The 21,270-nt window shown below is 63.9% G+C and carries 19 protein-coding genes; 11 read left to right on the forward strand and 8 right to left on the reverse strand.

Going from position 1 to position 21,270, the window contains the following annotated elements; genetic code table 11:
- Nucleotides 1-42: 42 nt before the first annotated feature.
- The 4 genes from RBJ75_RS10450 to RBJ75_RS10465 all read right to left on the reverse strand — a co-directional run bounded on the left by RBJ75_RS10450 (nt 43) and on the right by RBJ75_RS10465 (nt 3,013).
- Complete coding sequence (locus tag RBJ75_RS10450) at nt 43-408, reverse strand: hypothetical protein (RefSeq protein ID WP_317528949.1); 366 nt, start codon at nt 406-408, stop codon at nt 43-45.
- An 86-nt stretch (nt 409-494) separates the two neighbouring features.
- Nucleotides 495-905 (reverse strand): hypothetical protein, encoded by a 411-nt coding sequence (locus RBJ75_RS10455; protein ID WP_044406616.1) that lies wholly within the window; start codon nt 903-905, stop codon nt 495-497.
- A gap of 19 nt (nt 906-924) precedes the next feature.
- Nucleotides 925-1,731 carry a hypothetical protein gene (locus tag RBJ75_RS10460; RefSeq protein WP_044406614.1) on the reverse strand — a complete coding sequence of 269 codons (807 nt, stop codon included), beginning with the start codon at nt 1,729-1,731 and terminating at the stop codon, nt 925-927.
- A gap of 379 nt (nt 1,732-2,110) precedes the next feature.
- Nucleotides 2,111-3,013: a LysR substrate-binding domain-containing protein gene (locus tag RBJ75_RS10465; RefSeq protein WP_044406611.1), complete on the reverse strand. Its 903-nt coding sequence runs from the start codon at nt 3,011-3,013 to the stop codon at nt 2,111-2,113.
- Between the two features lie 187 nt (nt 3,014-3,200).
- Here RBJ75_RS10465 and RBJ75_RS10470 point away from each other — a divergent pair, with 187 nt between their 5' ends.
- Both RBJ75_RS10470 and RBJ75_RS10475 read left to right on the forward strand, forming a co-directional pair.
- Nucleotides 3,201-4,340: an epoxide hydrolase family protein gene (locus RBJ75_RS10470; protein WP_044406608.1), complete on the forward strand. Its 1,140-nt coding sequence runs from the start codon at nt 3,201-3,203 to the stop codon at nt 4,338-4,340.
- A gap of 66 nt (nt 4,341-4,406) precedes the next feature.
- Nucleotides 4,407-5,306, forward strand: a complete 900-nt coding sequence (locus RBJ75_RS10475) for an alpha/beta fold hydrolase (RefSeq protein WP_044406605.1) — start codon at nt 4,407-4,409, stop codon at nt 5,304-5,306.
- A gap of 226 nt (nt 5,307-5,532) precedes the next feature.
- Here RBJ75_RS10475 and RBJ75_RS10480 read toward each other — a convergent pair whose 3' ends face one another.
- Nucleotides 5,533-5,922 (reverse strand): DUF1236 domain-containing protein, encoded by a 390-nt coding sequence (locus RBJ75_RS10480; protein ID WP_044406602.1) that lies wholly within the window; start codon nt 5,920-5,922, stop codon nt 5,533-5,535.
- A gap of 182 nt (nt 5,923-6,104) precedes the next feature.
- A complete protein-coding gene (locus RBJ75_RS29480; RefSeq protein ID WP_160297915.1) occupies nt 6,105-6,287 on the reverse strand; it encodes a hypothetical protein in 183 nt (60 codons plus the stop codon).
- 217 nt (nt 6,288-6,504) lie between these two features.
- Here RBJ75_RS29480 and RBJ75_RS10485 point away from each other — a divergent pair, with 217 nt between their 5' ends.
- From RBJ75_RS10485 to RBJ75_RS10530, 9 genes are all read left to right on the forward strand, one after another.
- Nucleotides 6,505-7,236, forward strand: a complete 732-nt coding sequence (locus tag RBJ75_RS10485) for a GntR family transcriptional regulator (RefSeq protein WP_044406629.1) — start codon at nt 6,505-6,507, stop codon at nt 7,234-7,236.
- A 419-nt stretch (nt 7,237-7,655) separates the two neighbouring features.
- Entirely contained in the window at nt 7,656-8,933 is a 1,278-nt protein-coding gene (gene frc / locus RBJ75_RS10495) for a formyl-CoA transferase (protein WP_044406599.1), read from the forward strand.
- Between the two features lie 54 nt (nt 8,934-8,987).
- Complete coding sequence (locus tag RBJ75_RS10500) at nt 8,988-9,962, forward strand: 2-dehydropantoate 2-reductase (protein WP_044406596.1); 975 nt, start codon at nt 8,988-8,990, stop codon at nt 9,960-9,962.
- Between the two features lie 207 nt (nt 9,963-10,169).
- Nucleotides 10,170-10,943 carry a fumarylacetoacetate hydrolase family protein gene (locus RBJ75_RS10505; RefSeq protein WP_044405515.1) on the forward strand — a complete coding sequence of 258 codons (774 nt, stop codon included), beginning with the start codon at nt 10,170-10,172 and terminating at the stop codon, nt 10,941-10,943.
- 229 nt (nt 10,944-11,172) lie between these two features.
- Nucleotides 11,173-12,168, forward strand: coding sequence for an NAD(P)H-dependent flavin oxidoreductase (locus tag RBJ75_RS10510; protein ID WP_044405517.1), 996 nt, complete (start codon nt 11,173-11,175; stop codon nt 12,166-12,168).
- A gap of 32 nt (nt 12,169-12,200) precedes the next feature.
- Nucleotides 12,201-13,169 carry a zinc-binding alcohol dehydrogenase family protein gene (locus tag RBJ75_RS10515; RefSeq protein ID WP_044405523.1) on the forward strand — a complete coding sequence of 323 codons (969 nt, stop codon included), beginning with the start codon at nt 12,201-12,203 and terminating at the stop codon, nt 13,167-13,169.
- Nucleotides 13,170-13,291: 122 nt separating this feature from the next.
- Nucleotides 13,292-14,674 carry a cation-efflux pump gene (locus RBJ75_RS10520; protein WP_044405525.1) on the forward strand — a complete coding sequence of 461 codons (1,383 nt, stop codon included), beginning with the start codon at nt 13,292-13,294 and terminating at the stop codon, nt 14,672-14,674.
- Between the two features lie 214 nt (nt 14,675-14,888).
- Nucleotides 14,889-17,210: a PAS domain-containing sensor histidine kinase gene (locus RBJ75_RS10525; RefSeq protein WP_044405519.1), complete on the forward strand. Its 2,322-nt coding sequence runs from the start codon at nt 14,889-14,891 to the stop codon at nt 17,208-17,210.
- A 103-nt stretch (nt 17,211-17,313) separates the two neighbouring features.
- The gene (locus tag RBJ75_RS10530) at nt 17,314-17,613 is read left to right on the forward strand and encodes a hypothetical protein (RefSeq protein WP_044405521.1); all 300 of its coding nucleotides are present in this window, start codon (nt 17,314-17,316) and stop codon (nt 17,611-17,613) included.
- Here RBJ75_RS10530 and RBJ75_RS10535 read toward each other — a convergent pair.
- Together RBJ75_RS10535 and RBJ75_RS10540 are read right to left on the reverse strand one after the other, a co-directional pair.
- Complete coding sequence (locus tag RBJ75_RS10535) at nt 17,526-18,812, reverse strand: PepSY-associated TM helix domain-containing protein (protein ID WP_080900848.1); 1,287 nt, start codon at nt 18,810-18,812, stop codon at nt 17,526-17,528. The genes RBJ75_RS10530 and RBJ75_RS10535 overlap by 88 nt on opposite strands.
- A 26-nt stretch (nt 18,813-18,838) precedes the next feature.
- Nucleotides 18,839-21,097 carry a TonB-dependent siderophore receptor gene (locus tag RBJ75_RS10540; protein WP_411194501.1) on the reverse strand — a complete coding sequence of 753 codons (2,259 nt, stop codon included), beginning with the start codon at nt 21,095-21,097 and terminating at the stop codon, nt 18,839-18,841.
- Between the last annotated feature and the right edge of the window lie 173 nt (nt 21,098-21,270).

The following is a 21,270-nucleotide window of genomic DNA, read 5'->3' on the forward strand; positions in this document are numbered from 1 at the left end:
TTGTCTTCACGCGAACCGGTACCCACTTCGCTCGAAAACGCTCTACAGCGTGATCGCGGTGACCGCGCCGGATTGAATCACCCTTCCCAGCGAGTTGAGCAGGTAGAAGTGAAGCTGAAAGACGTACAGCGCGAGGTCCTCGAATAGTGGATCGAGATCGCCGTCGATCGCGACGGTGAAGCTGCCGATCCGGCCAGACCATTTCACAACGATACTGTTCGTGCCGTTGAAGAACTTTCCGCCGCCATCGCTCGAATTCAGGGTCCGCGGCACCTGCAGGCCTGACGGCGAATATTTCAGCGGCGTGGGGCCAGCCCCCCACGCCGCGATCGCTGGATCGCCGCCGACCTGGCGGCCGTTGACGCTGAACGTATCCATGTCCTCACTGAAGACATTGAACACGAACACGCTGCCCGGCGGGGTGGCGAGGGCGTCGACCGCCAGATCCTCGTTCGATTCCGTGTCACTCGCTCCAGGCGAAGCCGATTGCAGCCTCACGCCTTGGCGAAGATCGGCGCCAGAATGTCGAAATCGGCGACGCCGAGCACCGGCCCGTTCTCCACCTCGATGCCGTATTGGTTGACCAGGCTCCAGCTGTTCTTGTCGATGAACAACAGCAGGTCCTGGATGATCGGATATGACTTGCCGTCGATCGGCACCTGGGCCGCGAACAACCCGTCGGCCCAGGAGATCGTCAGCGCGTTCTTGCCGTTGAAGAACCTGCCGGGACCGTCGCTAGCATTGAGAGTGCGCGGCACCGCGATGGCGTTGGGGCGATATTTCGGGGTGGCGTTGGTGAACCAGCCGGGGATCGCCCCGGCCGCGACGGTGGCGCCATTGGTGCTGAGCGTCAGCGTTTCGCTATAGACGTTGAACACGTAAACCGAACCGAGATCATCTGCCATTGCTCGACCCTTTCGTGGTCTAGGTGGGAAAACGCGTGGAGTTACCGGGAATTCCGCTCGCCGCCATGCCGAGATCGATCGCGCCGGATTCGCAATTCACGCCGAACTCGTCGAACAGGAACCAGCGGTCCCGCATCAGATAGAGCAGCAGGTTCTGGATCAGCGGATATTGATTGCCATCGACCGGCAGCGAAAACGTTCCGACGGTTTCGGTGATCACCGTGATCTTGTTCAGGCCGTTGAAGATCTTGCCCTGGCCGTCGCTGGCATTGAGCACCTGCGCCACCGGAATGTCGGAGGGCGTGTAGATCGCCGCGCTGGCGCCGTCGCTCCAGGCCGGGATGTCGGCGACCTTGGCGCCGTTGCAGCTGAAACTGAGTTTCTCGCTGAACAGATTGAAGACGAAGACCGAGCCCGGCGTGGAGTCCACGCCATGGTGCTGCGCGCGCGCGAGGGGCTCGGCCGCGCTCGCGCTCGACGACGAGATCGCTTGAAATGTCCGCAGATAGTTGCCGCTGCTGGCGATCAGCACGATCTGGGCGCGAAACAGGTAGGCGATCAGATCGCCCGGCAAGCCGGTCAGATCGAAATCATAATTCCAGATCAGATCGTTGGTGATCATCAATGTATTGCTGTCGACGAAGCTGTTGCCGGACGGCTGGTTTCCCGGAATGCGGGCGCCGGAGGTCGAGAACGGCACATAGGCAATCTGCGGCGAGGTGTTCTTGATGATGTAAGGCAGCGTGGCGTCGGAATTGACCACGATCTTCTGGCTCGGACCGTAGCGGGCACTGATCAGCGGATTGAACAAATAGACGCGCGCCATCGTCCGCCCCCTGGAGCAGCAGCGACGCGATCATGCGCCTTGCTATACCCGTATAGGTTGTATTCCTACCCAACATATCCGAATTAGAATGGATTGCAATTGATGCGGTGAAATTTTTTGACGTGCATCGACCACTCCGCAGGGACGCGGATGCGCACTGGGCACGACATCAAAGGAGCCGCCGCGGCGGCAGCCCGTCGGGTAAGCGTGGAATTGAACTCGCCCTTGCGCGGCATCCTATGTCCCGCGACGAATCCGGGACGCCGAGCGCGCCGAAGACGTCGTCGGGTGTAACGAGACGGTTCGTCGCGCTCCCGCGTTGGTGCGTGGTCCTGGCCATCGGCGTTCGTAGAACGACAAGAAGCCGACTGCTATCGCCTCACCTTCCACCCGCCGCGCATTCTGCCAAATAGTCTACGAAGCAACGCACGCGGGCGGGCGTATGGACGCCGCCGACGAAGACCGCGTTGATTTCTTCGACGTCGCCCGGATTAAACTGTTCAAGCAGGGGGACGAGCGCGCCAGACGAGATCACGCTAATCACCGTGTCGGTGCCGACCCGCGTTATGCCAACGCCTTCGGCCGCCAGTTGACCGAGCGTTTCGCCATTATTCGCCTCGACGCTCCCGCTGACCGCCAATGAATAATCGCGACCATCCTTGCGGAACGGCCATGTGGGTGCCGAGCGCTTGAAATTGAACCCGAGACAGTCATGGTCATGCAGGTCCTCTGGAATCAGAGGCGTACCGCGGCGCGCCAGATATTCCGGAGAGGCCACTATCACCTTTCGCGTCTCCCCGAGTTTGCGGGCGATCAGCGATCCATCCGGCATCGGACCGAAGCGGATGCCGACATCCGCCTGTCCTGCGGCGATATCGACAACCGCATCCGTGAGGTTGATATCCAAAAGGATGTCCTTATACCGACGCCTGAAATCGCCGAGAAGCGGCACCAGGGACATTCGGCCGTACAGGATTGACGTGGTCACTCTGATGCGGCCGCGCGGCAGGCCATTCTCGGCGATCGCCTCCTCGACCTCCTTCAGGTCGGCAAGGATGCGACGTGCAGCGGTCAGATAGGCGGTTCCCTCGGCCGTCAAGGTCAGCGACCGTGTCGATCGAAGCAGCAATCGAACACCAAGGCGGGCCTCGATCCGATCGATGATCCGTCCGACCGACGAGGGCGCCAGATTCAGGCGGCGGCCGGCGGCGGAGAAACTGCCGGCCGCCATCACCGACGAAAAAATGTCCAAATCACTCAAGCGGTCAGAAGAGAGGTTCATCTTTGCATTTTACGCACAGGTGATGACCGGCACAAGGTCTAGATCATCGTTCGACGTGACAATACGTGTAGAGCATCAATCGAGATACGACATTGTCCATACAACGCAAAAATCAAACTGTGCGGTGAGGAATGCGAAGACGATTATCTCCAGGTCTCGTCGCTCGATCGCAGTTTCGGAAGGCAATATGATCGTCCCATACACCATCGACATTCCCGACGAACGGCTCACCTCGATCAGAACCCGGATCGAGTCGTATAACTGGAGCCAGCTTCCTGATGCAGGCGGCTGGAGTGCCGGCGTTGGAGTCAGCGACTTGAAGCGGCTCGTTGGTTACTGGCAGGCCAGCTACGACTGGCGCAAGGCCGAGCGACTCCTCAATCAGCTTCCGCACTTCACCACCGTTGTCGAGGGGGAGCAAATTCACTTCATCCATATGCGCGGCGATGGTTCGAAGCCGCCGCTGCTTCTTCTGCATGGGTGGCCGGGTTCGTTCATCGAGTTTGAACGTCTGCTCGAACCGCTGGTGACAGACGGTCACGACGTTGTGGTTCCCTCGCTGCCAGGCTTCGCCTTCTCCACGCCGATCACGGGCGTGATTGGCCCGCGTCGTGCCGCCGAACTGATGCACGACCTCATGGTCCGACTGTTCGGACCATCGCGCTACATCGTCCAGGGCGGAGACTGGGGAGCCCATATCGCGAGCTGGATGGCGTATAAACAACCTGACGCATTGCTCGGTTTTCATATCAACATGGTCAGTATCTTCGCCGAGGACGCCCGTCCGACGACTCCTGAGGAAAAGGAGTTGGCGGCCAGGCGGGCCGTGATCCTCGATTGGGAGACTGGCTACAACCACGAACAAGAGACCCGCCCACAGACGCTCGGGGTCGCGATGGCCGACAGCCCGGTCGGCGCCGCCGCCTGGATCCTCGAAAAATTCGGCAAATGGGCCGACCTGCCGACACTCCCCGACGGCAGTCCGGACCTCTGGAGCAAGTTTACCGAAGAGCAGCTGCTGACCAACATCATGCTCTATGTGGCGCCCTCGTCGGTGGTCACCGCAACATGGATCTATCACGGTAAGCGTCTGGAGCGATCGGACAGGTTTCCCGTTGGAACGCGTGTCCGCGCGCCGATGGGCGTCGCGGCGTTTCCCGATCCGGTTTTTCTGCCGTTGCCTCGCTCCTTTGTCGAGAAGACCTACAATGTCGTTCATTGGACCGACATGCCGAGGGGCGGCCATTTCGCGGCTCTGGAACAGCCTGACCTGATGCTGGCCGACCTGCGGGCCTTCGTGACTACGGTATCGGGACAACGACGATGAAAGCAGAGCTGTGAACCCTCTGCGGCGCCGAACCGCGCCCCTCTGCAAACACGCAAAGATGAGTCCATGGTCGAGCATTCGGTGAAAAGCGTCGAGACCGCCGTATTGCGGATCGCCTATGTCGAGCAAGGTCACAGCACTGGTTGGCCGGTGATCCTCTCGCACGGCTTTCCTTACGACGTGCACGCATTCGATGACGTGGCTTCCATCCTGGCCCAAGCGGGAGCGAGGGTCATCGTCCCGTATGCACGCGGATTCGGTCCGACCCGCTTTATCTCCGACGACGCCATCCGGAGCGGGCAACAAGCCGCCCGCGGCGCCGACATCATCCAACTCGCCGACGGCCTGGGGCTGCAGCGACCGATCCTCGGCGGATTCGATTGGGGCGGCAACGCCGCCTGTAGTGCAGCGGCGCTGTGGCCCGACAAGATTGGCGGCTTGGTGTCATATGCGGGCTACGACATCATCGATGTCAGCGCACAACGCCATGCGAACGCGCCATCTTTCGAGCGCGTCGTCTGGTATCAGCATCTTTTTCAAACTGAACGTGGCCGGGAATGCCTGGCTGCGCATCGCCGCGATCTGTGCCGGATGTTGTGGGAGGAGTGGTCGCCCGGCTGGCATTTCGATGATGCGACGTTCGCCCGCTCTGCGATCTCCTTCGACAACCCCGACTTCGTCGACATCGTGATCCATTGCTACCGCTGGATCTTTGGCCTCGAGCGGGGCGATCGCGCGCTGCAACCGCTCGAAGACCGTCTGGCCGAGAAACCCGTGGTGACGGTGCCGACGGTGACGATTGACGGGACAACGGACCCCCTCAAACCTGGAGGGACGGCCGATCATGCACGCATGTTCGTCGGGCCGCATGAACATCGCGTCGTCAATGCCGGCCACAACCTGCCTCAGCAAGCGCCAGAAGCCTTCGCTGACGCAGTCATGAGAGTTCAGGACTGGTTGGCTTGAAGCCGCGGTGAGATCGCCGAACGACCCGCCGAGCCCGGCGCGCAATTCGCGCCTGTCGGATTGCCGACGTGATGCAGTTTGAATGCGCCACACTTATTGAGCCCGCTCAAAGCAATGTGGAATCGCCAGGCGGGCGATTCCACATTTGAACTCGGGACCGCCGCTACGGCCCCTCTCGATCGCGCATCCGCGCGCTATTGTGCGCGCTAGCGGTTAAGGCCTGGCGTTAATCGACGATCCGCACCACCTTGCGGTTCTTCGGATTGACGATCACGCGCTGGTCGTTGACCACGGCGTAGCGATAGTTCTTGTTGTTCTTGATCGGGTACAGCTTGATGCTCGGCGGCAGGCGCTCACCGAGAGCAACTTCCTGCTCCATCCGAACCGAGGGCGTATCGACGCCGCGCACCGAATTGATCACCGCATTCGGAATTTCGACGGCTGCGCCGACTGCCGCGCCGACAGTTCCGCCAACAGCTTCACCGATCGGACCGGCGACAGCGCCGCCGCTGCGGGCGCCATTTGCCGCGCCGGTTGCGGTGGTCGATTGCGCCAGCGCCACGCCGGGGGCCAGAAGCGAAAGGGCCAAAATGGAAACTGCGAAACGATTGGTCATAAGTGACTCCATATTGCTATCAGATGTAGAACTAATCGCCTGGACGCCTTGTCGTTCCAAATTTGCTGTGACGGATTGGAGGTAACAATACGGCAAAAAAGCGCCACGCGGCGTGTCGCGCGGCGCTGTCGATTTGCGATTTCATCGCAGATAGTTGTCGGATTTCATTGCAGGATTGCAGCCTAAAGCAGTCCACCGGCGGCAACGGAATGCCGCAGGCGAATTCCAAATGTCGCGCAGGCTGCATGCCCGATCACGCCGCATTGGTTGAACGTGGCGTTAGAGATCTGGTCATGGCCGGCCAACGCGGCGGCCTGCGAACTCCCGCCTTGACGCCGGCCAGTGCGCCCGGCCTTCAGCACCACGATCGGCTTCCTGTTCCTGAAACGTCCGGAGAATCGTCGAACCCCGCTGCAAGGCAGCCGACTTTGGCGTTGCGTGTGCCACCAATTCGATTGTCAACCCACGAAACCCCGTGGAATCAAGGTTTTGGGCATGTTAACACTGCTTGACAGTCTGGAATTTGGTATGCCAAAAACCACGCGAAGCCCGCTGGCGCCAATGTCCAGCGGCGGAGATATCATGGCAATCCGCACTAACCCGAAGGCGCCGTCAATCGTGGCTGAGCCGGATCTCGCGATCGTTCGGATCGCGCCGGAGACCAGCTTCAAGAACAAGGCCTATGAGGCCTTGAAGGCCGCCATTCTCAAGATGGATATCTACGCCACGCAAGAGCAGGTGATGCTGGACGAGCGCGCGCTGTCGGAACGGCTCGGCGTCAGCCGCACCCCGATTCGCGAGGCCATCGCGATGCTGGAGCAGGACGGCTTCGTCAGGACCGTGCCGCGCCGCGGCATCGTCGTGGTGCGCAGAACCAAGACCGAGATCGTCGACATGATCCGCGCCTGGGCGGCACTTGAGAGCATGGCGGCACGGCTGATTACCAATGCGGCGCGCAAGAAGGACATTTCGGCGCTGCGCGATTTCTTCAAGGATTTCGGTCCCGACCGTCGGCCGCAGGACCACATCCAGGAATATTCCGACGCCAATATCGCGTTCCACCAGGCGCTGATCTCGCTCAGCGAATCGCCGGTGCTGGTCGATATGACCAACGACATCCTGCTGCATGTGCGCGGCTATCGGCAATTGACCATCGGACGCGCGGATCGCATCGCGACCTCGCTGCCCGAGCATATGGCGATGATCGAGGCGCTCGAAGCGCGCGACACCGATCTCGCCGAAAAACGCGCGCGCGATCACACCCTTGGGCTCGCCGCCTATGTCGAGGCACACGGACAAGAACTGTTCGCCTAGGCAGGACGAACACCTCGATGACGATCAGAACAATCCGGGAGATCACGCATTGTCCGCTGTCATCACAAGCCTTGCCGCTGCGCACGACACCGAGCGGGAGCAGATCGACGGCTTGAGTCTGTTGATCGACGCTCTCAAGCTCACCAGCGCGACGTGATCGATGGCGTATCCGGGATTCCGATCACCGATTTCGCCCGGATGGCGCGGGCGACGAGGATCCGGGTGATCTCGTTCCGCCACAAGCAAAGCGCCGGCAACGCCGCCATGAATTCCAGTCGGCCGATTGATCAACGCGGTGGTCGACCCCACCGCCGGCAGCAAGAGCGGCGGCATCGGCAACCGCAACCCGCAAAGCAAACTTCGCAACAAATGAGCCCGCGGTCGCGGGATCAGAAGACAACGTTACAGGGAGCAAAATCATGACCAAGGCGCTCGAGGGCGTTCGCATTCTCGATTTCACCCACGTCCAGTCGGGACCGACCTGCACGCAATTGCTGGCCTGGTTCGGCGCCGACGTGATCAAGGTCGAGCGCCCCGGCGTCGGCGACATCACCCGCGGCCAGCTGCAGGACGTGCCCAACGTCGACAGCCTGTATTTCACCATGCTGAACCACAACAAGCGCTCGATCACGCTCGACACCAAGAACCCCAAGGGCAAGGAAGTCCTCACCGCGCTGATCAAGAGCTGCGACGTGCTGGTGGAGAATTTCGGCCCCGGCGTGCTCGACCGCATGGGATTCTCCTGGGAGCAGATCCAGGCGATCAACCCGAAGATGATCGTGGCCTCGATCAAGGGCTTCGGTCCCGGGCCATATGAAGACTGCAAGGTCTATGAGAACGTCGCGCAATGCACCGGCGGTGCGGCGTCGACCACCGGCTTTCGCGACGGCCTGCCGCTGGTCACCGGGGCGCAGATCGGCGATTCCGGCACCGGGCTGCATCTGGCGCTCGGCATCGTCACCGCGCTCTATCAGCGCACCGTGACCGGCCGCGGCCAGAAGGTCACCGCCGCGATGCAGGACGGCGTGCTCAACCTGTCCCGCGTCAAGCTGCGCGACCAGCAGCGGCTCGCCCACGGCCCGCTCAAAGAATACAGCCAGTTCGGCGAAGGCATTCCATTCGGCGACGCGGTGCCGCGCGCGGGCAATGATTCCGGCGGCGGCCAGCCCGGCCGGATCCTGAAGTGCAAGGGCTGGGAGCAGGATCCCAACGCCTATATCTACTTCATCGCCCAGGCTCCGGTGTGGGAGAAGATCTGCGACGTGATCGGCGCGCCGGAATGGAAGACTCATCCGGAATTCGTCAAGCCGGCGGGCCGGCTCAAGCACCTCAACTCGATCTTCGCCCGAATCGAGGAGTGGACCATGACCAAGACCAAGTTCGAGGCGATGGACATCCTCAACAAGGACCACATCCCCTGCGGTCCGATCCTGTCGATGAAGGAACTGGCAGAGGACCAATCGCTGCGCGCCACCGGCACCGTGGTCGAGGTCGATCACCCGACCCGCGGCAAATATCTGTCGGTCGGCAATCCGATCAAGCTGTCGGACAGTCCGACCGAGGTGACGCGCTCACCACTGCTGGGCGAGCATACCGACGAAATCCTGCGCCAGGTTCTCGGCTTCAGCGACCATGAGGTCGCGGAGATCCAGGATTCAGGCGCACTCGAACCGTCGCGCAAGGCGACCGCCGGATAGTTGCGATCGCACAATCCACGCTCGTGTGTTCTTACGCTCAACCTGGGATGATCGATGAAAGTCTGTATTTACGGCGCCGGCGCGATCGGCGGCTATCTCGGCGTGCAGCTGGCGCAGGCCGGCGCGGATATCAGCCTGGTGGCGCGCGGCGCCCATCTGGCGGCGATGCAGGCCAACGGCCTGAAGCTTTTGATCGGCGACGAACAGCGCGTGGTGAGGCTGCGCTGCACCGATCATCCCGCCGAACTCGGCCAGCAGGACATCGTCATTATTTGCCTGAAGGCCCATTCAATCACCGGCGTGATCGCGCAGATGCAGCCGCTGCTGGGGCCGAATACAAGGATCGTCACCGCGGTCAATGGCATTCCCTATTGGTACTTCTACAAGCATGGCGGTGAATACGAGGGCTCGGTGCTGGAAAGCGTCGATCCCGGCGGCCAGCAATGGGGCGAGTTCGGCGCCGAGCGCGCGATCGGCTGCATTGTCTATCCGGCCACCGAAATCGAAGCCCCCGGCGTGATCCGTCACGTCTATGGGGACAAATTTCCGCTCGGCGAGCCGTCGGGCGAGACCACCGCCGACGTCCAGAACCTGTCGAAGCTGTTCGAAACTGCTGGGCTGAAGGCGCCGGTGCTGGACCGGATCCGCGACGAGATCTGGCTCAAGCTATGGGGCAATGTCTGCTTCAACCCGATCAGCGCGCTGACCCATGCCACGCTCGACGTGATCGCTTCCGATCCCGCCACCCGCGCGCTGGCCAAGGCGATGATGCTGGAGACCCAGGCGATCGCCGAGACCTTCGGCGTCAAGTTCCGGGTCGATGTCGAACGCCGGATCGAAGGCGCCCGCAAAGTCGGCGCCCACAAGACCTCGATGCTGCAGGATCTGGAGCGCGGCCGGCCGATGGAGATCGATCCGCTGGTCACCGTGGTTCAGGAAATGGGGCGGCTGACCAAGATCCCGACGCCGGCGATCGACGCCGTGCTCGGCCTGGTGATCCAGCGCGCCAAGATGGCAGGTCTGTATTGATCGACGGATCGGCGTTTGCGCGTCATCACAACAATAACCGTCATTCCGGGGCGCGAGCCGCGTCAGCTGCGAGCGAACCCGGAATCTCGCTCAGCGCTCTGCCTTGCCGCAGGATTCCGGGTTCGCTCGGCCTGCGGCCTCGCGCCCCGGAATGACAAGCTTCGATACATCGTCGCTTGAACAAGAGTACTTCACAGGAGTTTCGTCATGACGTGTTGGGTTCGCTTTCGCCATAACGGCACCATCGGCTTCGGGACGCTGTCGCAATCGACCATCGCCGTGCATGTCGGCGATATGTTCGATGCGCCGACCTCTACCGGCCAGACGCTGGCGCTCGCAGAAGTCGCATTGCTGGCGCCGGCTGCGCCATCCAAGATCATCGCCTTGTGGAATAATTTCCACGCGCTGGCGGCGAAGCTGAAGTCGCCGGAGCCGGCCGAGCCGTTATATTTCCTCAAAGCCCCCTCCAGCGTCGCCGCGCCCGGCGCCGTGGTCAACCGGCCGGCGTCCTACGACGGCAAGGTGGTGTATGAAGGCGAGCTCGGCATCGTGATCGGCAAGCCGTGCAGCGGCATTTCCGAACAGGAGGCCGACGCCCACATCTTCGGCTACACCTGCGTCAACGACATCACCGCCGCCGAGATTCTCAACCGCGACCCGACCTTCCCGCAATGGGCCCGCGCCAAGAGTTTCGACGGTTTCGGGCCGTTCGGCCCGGCGATCGCCGCCGGCATCGATCCGGCGAAACTGAGCGTGCGCACCATCCTGAACGGCGCCGAGCGGCAGAACTATCCGGTCGCCGACATGATCTTCAGCCCGCAGCAAGTCGTGGCCAGGATTTCGCACGACATGACGCTGCTGCCCGGCGATCTGATCTGCTGCGGCACCTCGGTCGGCGTCGGCGCGATGAAGGAGCCGATCAATAAAGTCACCATCGCGATCGACAGCATCGGCGAATTGCACAACGAATTCCACGGCTGAGCGCGCAGCGTCATTCCGGGGCGCGCGCCGCGCCGACGCCACGCGAGCCCGGAATCTTGCGCCACGCCGTGTCGCGAGATTCCGGGGCCGCACGGCATCGATGTTCGCAACCCGGAATAACGAAACCAGCATTACCGCACCCCGCTCCCGCGGTGGACATTTCCACGCGCTGGCGGCATCCTGCCGCCCAATTCAAAAGCCCGAAACGGGCGCATATTGGGGAGCAACCATGATCAAGACGCGATTTACCGAGCTGTTCGGCATCGAACATCCGATCGTTCAGGGCGGCATGCAATGGGTCGGCCGCGCCGAGCTGGTCGCCGCGGTCGCCAATGCCGGCGCGCTCGGGCTGATCACCGCGCTGACTCAGCCGACGCCCGAGGATCTCACCAAGGAGATCGCGCGCTGTCGCGACCTCACCGACAAGCCGTTCGGCGTCAACCTGACCATCCTGCCCTCGATCAAGCCGCCGCCTTATGCCGAATACCGCCAGGCGATCATCGAAAGCGGCATCAAGATCGTCGAGACCGCCGGCAACAAGCCGCAGGAGCACGTCACCGAATTCAAGAAGCACGGCATCAAGGTCGTGCACAAATGCACCAGCGTCCGGCATGGATTGTCGGCGGAGCGGATGGGCGTCGATGCGATCTCGATCGACGGTTTCGAATGCGCCGGCCATCCCGGCGAGGACGACACGCCGGGGCTGATCCTGATTCCGGCCGCGGCCGACAAGATCAAGATCCCGATGATCGCCTCGGGCGGTTTCGCCGACGGCCGCGGCCTGGTCGCCGCTCTGGCGCTCGGCGCCGAGGGCATCAATATGGGCACGCGCTTCATGTGCACCAAGGAGAGCCCGATCCATCAGCTGGTCAAGGAACGCATCGTCGCCAATGACGAGCGCGAGACCGATCTGATTTTCCGCACCATGCGCAACACCTCGCGGGTCGCCAGGAACGCCGTCAGCCAGCAGGTGGTGGCGCTGGAAAAGCAGGGCGCGAGCTTCGAGCAGGTCCGCGATCTGGTCGCCGGCAGCCGCGGCAAGCTGGTCTATGCCAATGGCGATACCGATGAGGGAATCTGGTCGGCCGGACAGGTGCAGGGACTGATTCATGATATCCCGAGCTGCGCCGAACTGGTATCGCGGATCATGCACGACGCCGAAAGCATCATTCGCTCGCGGCTCGCGGGCATGATGTCGGGCGGGCAGCGCGAGGCCGCCGAATAATCCCCGCCATGGCGGCAAAGGAAGGCAGTGAGATGAAGGCCTATGTCTACGGCGCCGATGGTGCCGCGATCGCCGACGTGCCGCAGCCGGCCCCGCAGGGGCCGCAGGTGCTGGTCCGGGTCCGCGCCTGCGGGCTCAACCGTGCCGATCTCGGCATGACCAAGGGCCATGCGCATGGCTCCGCCGGCGGCGTCGGCACCGTGCTGGGCATGGAATGGGCCGGCGAGATTGTCGAAGTCGGCGACGCCGCCCAGGAGGTCAAGGTCGGCGATCGGGTGATGGGATCGGGCGCGGCGGCCTTCGCCGACTACACGCTGGCGGATTACGGTCGGCTGTTCCACATCCCCGACGACATGAGCTTCGAGGATGCCGCCGCCCTGCCCGTCGCGCTGACGACCATGCACAATGCGCTGGTGGCGATCGGCGCGCTCAAGCCGGGGCAGTCGGTGCTGGTCCAGGGCGCCAGTTCCGGCGTCGGCCTGATGGCGCTGCAAATCGCCCGGCTGAAAGGCGCCAAACTGGTGATCGGCTCGTCCACCGATCAGGGCCGGCGCGACCGGCTCAAAGCGTTCGGCGCCGATCTGGCCATCGACTCCTCCGATGCCGGCTGGGTCGAGCAGGTCCTGAGCGCCACCAATGGCGCCGGGGTCGACCTCATCATCGACCAGATCTCCGGCAATCTCGCCAACCAGAATCTCGCCGCCACCAAGATCAAGGGCCGCATCGTCAATGTCGGCCGGCTCGGCGGCAGCCATGGCGATTTCAACTTCGACCTGCACGCCGCGCGGCGCATCAACTATGTCGGGGTCACCTTCCGCACCCGCAGCGTCGAGGAGATCCGCGAAATCTTCACCCAGGCGCGCGGCGATCTGTGGCCGGCGGTGCAAGCGCGCAAGCTGAAACTGCCGATCGACCGCGTGTTCCCGTTCGCCGAGATCGACCAGGCGTTCGCCCACATGGAGGCCAATCGGCATCTCGGCAAGATCGTGGTGACGCTGTGACGCGCTGATCCCCGGCGCAGAAATTTGATTGGGAATAATTCGCAAACGCCGTCGATCAATTGATCGGCGACGGCCGGTCCATTCGGCTTTTCTGTTGCCGACCGGGCTGCTACACCGCGCCGATGAGCATCCCCCTCGCCAATGTCAAAATGCGCGTCGCCGCCATCTCGATCGTGGCCAGCGCCAGCATGGCGGCGATCAAATTCGCGGTCGGCATCGCGATCGGCAGTCTGGCGCTGATCTCCGAGGCGTTGCACTCCTCGATCGATCTGGTGGCCACCGTGATCACCTGGCTGGTGGTGCGGGTGTCGGACCGACCGGCCGACGACGCGCATCATTACGGCCATGGCAAGATCGAGAGCCTGTCGGCGCTCGGCGTGATCGCGATGCTGTATGTGCTGGCGGGCGGCATCGTGGTCGAAGCCGTTGGTCGGCTGCGCGAGGGCGTGGTGCCGCCGTCGTTCTCCGCCTTCGCCTTCGTGGTGCTGGCGATCGACATCGCGGTCAATCTGTGGCGGGCGCGGGCCCTGCACCAGACCGCGAGGGCGACCAAGAGCCAGGCGCTGGCCGCCGACGCGCTGCATTTTGCTTCCGACGTGCTGGGATCGATCGCGGTGATCATCGGTCTGACGCTGTCGGCGTTCGGCTTCGCCTGGGGCGACGCCGCCGCCGCACTCGGGGTCGCGCTGATGATCTCGCTGCTCGGCCTGCGGCTCGGGCGCTCCACCGTCGAAACCCTGCTCGACCGTGCCCCCGATGGCGCCTCGGAAAAGGCCCGGCAGGCGATCAGCGCCGTGCCCGGCGTGGTCGGGATCGAGCGGCTGCGGGTCCGGATGGTCGGCCCGACGCATTTCATCGACGCCGACGTCGAAGTGCCGCGGACATTTCCGATCGACCGCATCGACGACATCAAGCGCCGGGCGCAAGCCGCGGTCAGCGAGGCGCTCGACGACGCCGATCTGAGCTTCACCGCGATTCCGGTGGCCCGCGACAATGAGAGCGTCCGCGAGCGCATCATGGTGATCGCGCGCAATTCCGCCCTCGCGATCCATCACGTCACGGTTCACGATCTCGGCGGCAAACTCACCGTCAGCATCGATCTCGAGGTCGACGGCGACATGCCGCTGCTCGAGGCCCACGACATCGCGCACCAGCTCGAGCAGCATATCTGCGAGGAGTTCGGCCCCGACATCGAGGTCGACAGCCATATCGAACCGCTCGAACCGGAACTGCCGCTCGGATCCGACGCCGCCGCGGCCCGCGTCGAGGAAATCCGCAAGGCGTTGGTGGGGCTGGCGGCCGACGGCGTGATCTACAACATTCACAGCGTCCGGGTGCGCGACACTGACGCCGGCGAGGTCGTCAACTTTCATTGCTACGCCCCGCCCTCGCTCAGCGTCATCGCCGTTCACGACCAAGTCGATGCGATCGAGCGCCGGCTGCGCCGCGCTTATCCGAGCGTGAAGCGCGTGATCAGCCACGCCGAACCGCCGAACGCCGACTGAGATCGCGCGCGCGGCCCCGACGTTCTCGTTTCGGACTCACTTTTGCGACTTGGTACTCGGGGTTCCACGGGGATTTTCCGGTGGGAAAAGTTTATTTGAATTGCCGATTCGTTGACTCTCGACAGGCCGGCCAAACTGGATTCAAATCGGTTTGATTCGAACGGCGGGGGTGTCGTTCGAACAAGGTGCAGTCAGACATTTTTGGGGGCCAGGCATGGCGCGCGCACAAGTGGCGAGCGCCTGCGCTCAATCCGATTCGATCAAGGGATTGGCGCAGTCGATAGCTAAACCGGCCTACCATCGGCTGCTCATCGCAGAGCCCGTGCTGCGCCGTGCCGTCCCCACCCTGATCATCGCCTTCCTCATCACCATCTGCATCGGCGCGGTCGTCCAGATCGTCGACCAGAGCCGGCAGAAGCGCACCGCGACCAACCGCGACCTGTCGGCGCTGGCCGATCTGCTCGCCGAGCGCCTCAACCATGTCGGCGTCATCAGGCTGGATCGCCCGGCATCGGTCGAACGCCTGCAAGGGCTGCTGCCCGGCCTGCTGCCGGCCTGGGGCATCGCCGCCGGTCGGCACGTCATCGTCATCAGCGCCGACCAGCGCATCCTGGCGCGCATTCCCGGCGACGACGCCGCCGGCGATTCCGGCAAGTTCCTCGAGGTCGCCAGCGCAGCGCAGCCGCTGACGGCGGCCGGGCCGCAGAGCGGCATCGCCGAGATCATCCTGCCCAGCGGCGCCACCGCGCTGGCGACGCTGCGCACCGTGAAATCCTTGCCCGGCCAGATCGCCATCATCCAGGAGGACACCGCCTCGATCTGGCAGTCCGACATCGCGCTGCAGGTCACGCTGTCGTTCACCACCGGCTTCGTCGTGCTGATCCTCGGCTTTGCGTTCCACTGGCAGTCGACGCGGGCGCGCGAGGGCGATCTGATCAACGACGCGGTGCGCAGCCGGATCGACACCGCGCTCAATCGCGGCCGCTGCGGATTGTGGGACTGGGACCTGTCGCGCGGCCGGATCTTCTGGTCGCAATCGATGTTCACCATGCTGGGGCTGGAAAGCCGCAACGACCTTCTCACTTTCGGCGAAGTCAACGCCTTGGTGAAATCCGACGACATCGACCTGTTCGCGATCGCCGATCAACTGATCTCCAGCAAGCTCGACCACATCGACCACGCCTTCCGGATGCGGCACATCAACGGCCACTGGATCTGGCTGCGGGTGCGCTGCGAACTCAGCCAGGAATCCGCCGGCGGTCCGCATCTGATCGGCATCGCGGTCGACATCACCGAACAAAAGAGCCTGGCGGAGCGCACCGTCGAAGCCGATCTGCGGCTGCGCGACGCGATCGAGACCATCCCCGAGGCCTTCGTGCTGTGGGATGCCGACAACCGCATGGTGCTGTGCAATTCGCACTTCCAGCGGCTGCACAAATTGCCGGATTCCGCGGTGTCGCCGGGCACCTCCTACGAGACCGTGATCGAGGTCGGCCGGATGCCCGAAATCCGCTCGCGGCTGTGCGGCGGCGGCAACACCGAGCCGGGCGCGCGCACCTTCGAGGCGCAACTCGACGACGGCAGCTGGCTCCACATCAGCGAACGCCGCACCAAGGATGGCGGTTACGTCGCGGTCGGCACCGACATCAGCCGCATCAAGGCGCATGAGCAGAAATTGATCGACAACGATTTGCGCCTGCGCGCCACCGTGATCGACCTGAAGCGCTCGCAGACGACCCTCGAACGCCAAGCCATCGAACTCGCCGATCTGGCGCAGAAATATTCCGAAGAGAAAAACCGCGCCGAGGAAGCCAACCAGACCAAATCCAAATTCCTCGCCAATATGAGCCATGAGCTGCGCACCCCCCTCAACGCCATCATCGGCTTTTCGGAAATCATGGGCAGCGGCATGTTCGGCACGCTCGGCTCGCAGAAATACCAGGAATACTGCCACGACATCCTGACCAGCGGTCACTATCTGCTGGAAGTGATCAACGACATTCTGGACATGTCGAAGATCGAGGCCGGGCGGATGAAGCTGGAATTGGAAACGCTGGACCTCGGCAAGACGCTGGCGGAATCGCTGCGGGTGGTCGCCGGGCGCGCCGAGGACAAGAACCTGGTGCTGCGCGCCGACATCGGCGAATCCATTCCGATCATCGCCGATCGGCGCGCGATCAAGCAGATCCTGATCAACCTGTTGTCCAACGCGGTCAAGTTCACGCCCGACGGCGGCAGCGTCACCGTGCGCAGCCGGGTGCGGGACAATTCGATCGCGCTGATCATCGCCGACACCGGCATCGGCATCCCGCAGCCCTCGCTACGCCGGCTTGGGCAGCCGTTCGAGCAGGTCGAAAGCCAGCTGACCAAGACCTATCACGGCTCCGGCCTCGGCCTGGCGATCGCCAAATCCCTGACGAATTTGCATGGCGGCTCGATGCGGCTGCGCTCGACGCTCGGCGCCGGCACCGTGGTGATGGTCAACCTGCCGCGCGACGGCCAGCGCAAGCCGTCCCGGGTGCCCGCCGCGGCCTGACAGGCCGCCGTCCGGTCGCCGCCGCGACATAGCCGAAATCCGTATTGTCGATCCCGGCCCCCGCCGTGTATGAGCGCCGCTACCGTCCGCGGAGGGTTCGGCGTTGAACTGGAGCGCGTATTTTCACCTCACTTCGGTCTGGCTGTTCCGGATCGCCATCGCGGCCGGCGTGGCGGGCGTCGTCTATCTCTACCTGACCAAGCCGGATAGCGGCCGTGTCGACGCGTCGGTCGCCCCGCCGGCGATCGCCGGCCCCGACGCCCGCGCCTTTCCGCCGTGCCAGCCGCTCGGCCGCACCGCCTCCGGCAAGCTGGTCTATTCGATGGATTGCGAGACTGTTCCGGACCCGTCGCGGATCGCGGGCGCGCGCGCGCCCGACGCGGCGGATGCCGCCGGGAGATAGCGCCCGGGCTGCTGCCGCGAGGCCGTGGATGGCGCCACGCAATCGGCGGCGGGGCGCCCCCCGGACGCGCCGCGCTGTGGTCGAAGCTTTCGCCGCGACAGATACAGCAGCAAGCCGGTGACCATGAACAGCGGCATCAGCGCCGCCGCGATCATGAACAGCAGCCTGCCCGGCCAGCCCAGGATCGCCCCCCGGTGGATGTCGAGCACGCGCGCCAGCACGCGCTCGCCAAGTGGCTTGTCGGCGTAGATCTGCGCCGAGACCACGCGGCCGCTGACGCCGTCGATGCGGAATTCGTCGCGCTCGCCGCTATCCTCGGAGCCGCGCCGCCACGACCGGATCCGCAGCACCGTGCCGCGCCCCGGCGGCAGGGTCAGCTGCGCCATGGCGTAGCGTTGCCCCTGAGCCTGCAGGAACGTCGCCCAGGCGCGGTCGAAACCTGGTGCGGTCGCACCGGCCACGCGGGGCGACATCGCTTTCGGCGACGCTGCCGCCTTCGAGGAGTCCGACAACAGCCAGACCGCCCCGGCCCTGTACCAATCGAACGAATACCACAGCCCGGTGAGCGCCATGGTCAGATAGATCAGCATGACCCAGGTGCCGGCGACGGAATGCAGCGACCAATGCAGGCCGCGGCCGCGCATCGCCAGGTTCGGCTTCAGCCAGGCCTTGACGCTGCCGGCGCGCCGCGGCCATCGCAGCACCAGGCCGGAGATCAGCATCACGATCAGCCCGATCGCCACCACGCCGGTGATCTGCCGGCCGATCCCCTTGCCGTCGCCGGGCAGCAGCAGCCAGCGGTGCAGCTTGCGCACGGTGGCGAAAAATCGCTCGCCGCGCGGCGTGCCGAGAATGCGCCCGTCATAGGGATCGAGATAGAGCGAATCCGGCCGTACGCCGCTCTCGTCGCGGGCAAAGCGAATCCACGCCGCGGCCGATCGATCACGCGACAGCGTCACGGCCGACAGCTTGCCGACATCCCGCGCCGCCCGCAGCCGCGCCACCAGCGCATCCGGCGTCAGCAACGGCGCCGGGCGCGGCTCGACCCGCATGATCGCGGCGTTCAACCAGGCGCCGATCTCGTCCTCAAAGCTCATCGTGGCGCCGGTGATGCCGATCAGCGTCAGCAGCAGCCCGATGGCAAGGCCGATGATCGAATGCACCTGGCGCAACGAAGCCTTGATCGGGGTCCGGCTCATGACGTCGGCGCGTCCTGATTGCTCACCTAGAACGCCATCGTCGCCGACACCGACACCCGCCTTGCATCACCCATCGCAACCGCGAGATTGGAGACGCTCGACGGGTAGTACACGGTATCGAAAATATTCTTGATGTTGAGCTGATAGGTGACGTCGTGATTGTCGATCCTGGTGTCATAGCTGGCGAAGGCATCGGCGACCGTATAGGACGGCAGCACGAAGCTGTTGGCGGCATCGCCGGGCCGCTCACCGACATAGCGGGCGCCGGCGCCGATCCGCAAACGCCCCGGCAGGGCGTCGCGGAAATCATAGGTCAGATACAGCGCCGCGCTGTTCATCGCGACGTTCTGCAGCCGGTTGCCGGCATATTGCGTATCGGCGGTCAGCAGCGCGTCGGTGTAGGCATAGTTGCCGATCATGCTGATGTTGTCGGTGAGCCGCCCGGTGACGTCGAATTCAACGCCGCGCGAGCGCGCCGCGGCGGCGGTGCGGGCCTCGTTGGTGCTGGTCGCCGTATTGTATTGCGACAGCAGCACGTTCTTCTTGTCGATGGTGTAGAACGCCAGCGTGCCGGACAATCGCTTGGCGATATCGAATTTGACGCCGGTCTCCCAGGACACGCCCTCTTCGGGCTTGGTCGCGGAATCGAACACCGCGCCATTGGCGGCGATGGTCGAATTCGGCTTCAGCGACTGGGTGTAGCTGCCATACAGCGAGACCTCGTCGGTGAGTTTGTAGATGACGCCGCCGAGCGGCAACAGCTTGTCGCCGGTGAGATCGGTATTGGCGACGAAAGGCCGCCCCTTTCCGGCCAATTGATCGAACTGCATGTAGCGCACGCCGCCGACCACCGCGAGCCGGTTGGTCAGATGCAGCGTGTCCTGGAAGAACAGCGCCTGGGTGCGGAGCTTGTCGGTCTGGTCGCTGTCGGCGGCAGAGACGGTGGTGCCGGGCTGCACCAGGCCATAGACCGGGTTGTAGATGTTGAACGCGGGCGTCGCCTGCCGGATCATGTCCTTGCGGTAGATCGAGCGATATTGGGCGTCGCCGCCGAGCAGCACGTCGTTGCGCAGACCGCCGAGCCAGAAACTGCCCTGCAGATCCGCGGTGCCGTAGCTGACGCTGCTGAGCGAGCCGTCGGTGCCGTCGTTCCTACGGGTCTCGACGCCGGTGACCGGATTGATGCCGGTGACGCGCAGCTGATTGGCGCTGAAACTTTCGGTGTTGAAGCTGTAGGCCGCATGGGCCTTCCAGTTTTCGTTGATCTTGTGATCGACCGAGGCCTGGATCAGGTCGGACGTTCCCCACATCGCGTTGAACGGCTCATCGAGACGCCGCGTCGCCGGCAGCGCCAGCGGCTTGCCGGTGCGGGAATCGATTGCGGTGCCGCGGTCGAACGGATTGGAAAAGTCGCGATGTTCGTAATTGAGCTGAACCGTGGTGCTTTCGCCATACCAGGCCAGCGACGGCGCGACCAGGGTCTCGTGGCGGCGGCCGAAATTGCGCCAATAGGTTTCATCGAGACCATCGACGATCAGCCGATAGGCGAGCCCGCCATCGGCGATCGGTCCGGTGATGTCGACGGTGCCGTTGATGCCGTTCTTGGCGGCGCCGAAGGTCGAGCCGCCGAGCGTCACGGTGCCCTTCTGCACGAGCTGCGGGCGCTTGCTGATGGTGTTGACGATGCCGCCGGGATCCATCACGCCGTAGAGCAGCGAGGCCGGCCCTTTCAGCACTTCGACGCTTTCGACCGTCGCATCGAGGCTGCGGCCCTGGACCAGCGGCATGCCGTTGCGCATGATCGAGCCGTCGCGGTTGTCGCCGAAGCCGCGCCGCATCACCGCGTCCTGGGTGCCGGCAAGGGTGTTGGTCTGGGTGATGCCGCTGATATTGACCAGCGCGTCGTCGAGATTACGCGGCTGCTGATCGCTCAACACCTGGGCCGGGACGACGTTGACGACTTGCGCGGTGTCGAGCGGCGACGCGCCGCTGCGCAAGGTGGTCGAACTGGGCGCTGGACGATAGCCCAGCCGCGCTTCGGTCGCCGCCGCTTGCGCCGCTGCGGTCGCAGCGGCCTCGCGTTCGGCCGCGCTGGGCGCGGACGCGCGCTGTTGCGACGGCGCGGTCACCGTCATGGTTGGCAGGGTCGTCGTCTGCGCGCGCGCGATGCTCGGACCGATGGCGACACCGCCGAGCAGCAATGCCGTTCCCAGCGCAACATGCGGCTGGCGCCCGACGCAGAAAGAGCGAAGACGCACCGGCCGGCGATCTGTTTTGATTGTCACGTCGCTTCGCTTCCACGCTGGAGAGATCAGGTGGTCGCGTCTAACAGGGCAGGCTGATGGAAAGGAATACCGTTAAGGTTGAAAACAGCGGCGACGGGATTGAATCCCTCTAAACAGCCCGGCTCGCCGAAACGCCAGTCCGTTGCGTCTGCCAATTTCGTCACACCCGCTCG

The sequence above is a fragment of the Rhodopseudomonas sp. BAL398 genome, from assembly GCF_033001325.1.
Lineage (GTDB): Bacteria > Pseudomonadota > Alphaproteobacteria > Rhizobiales > Xanthobacteraceae > JARJEH01.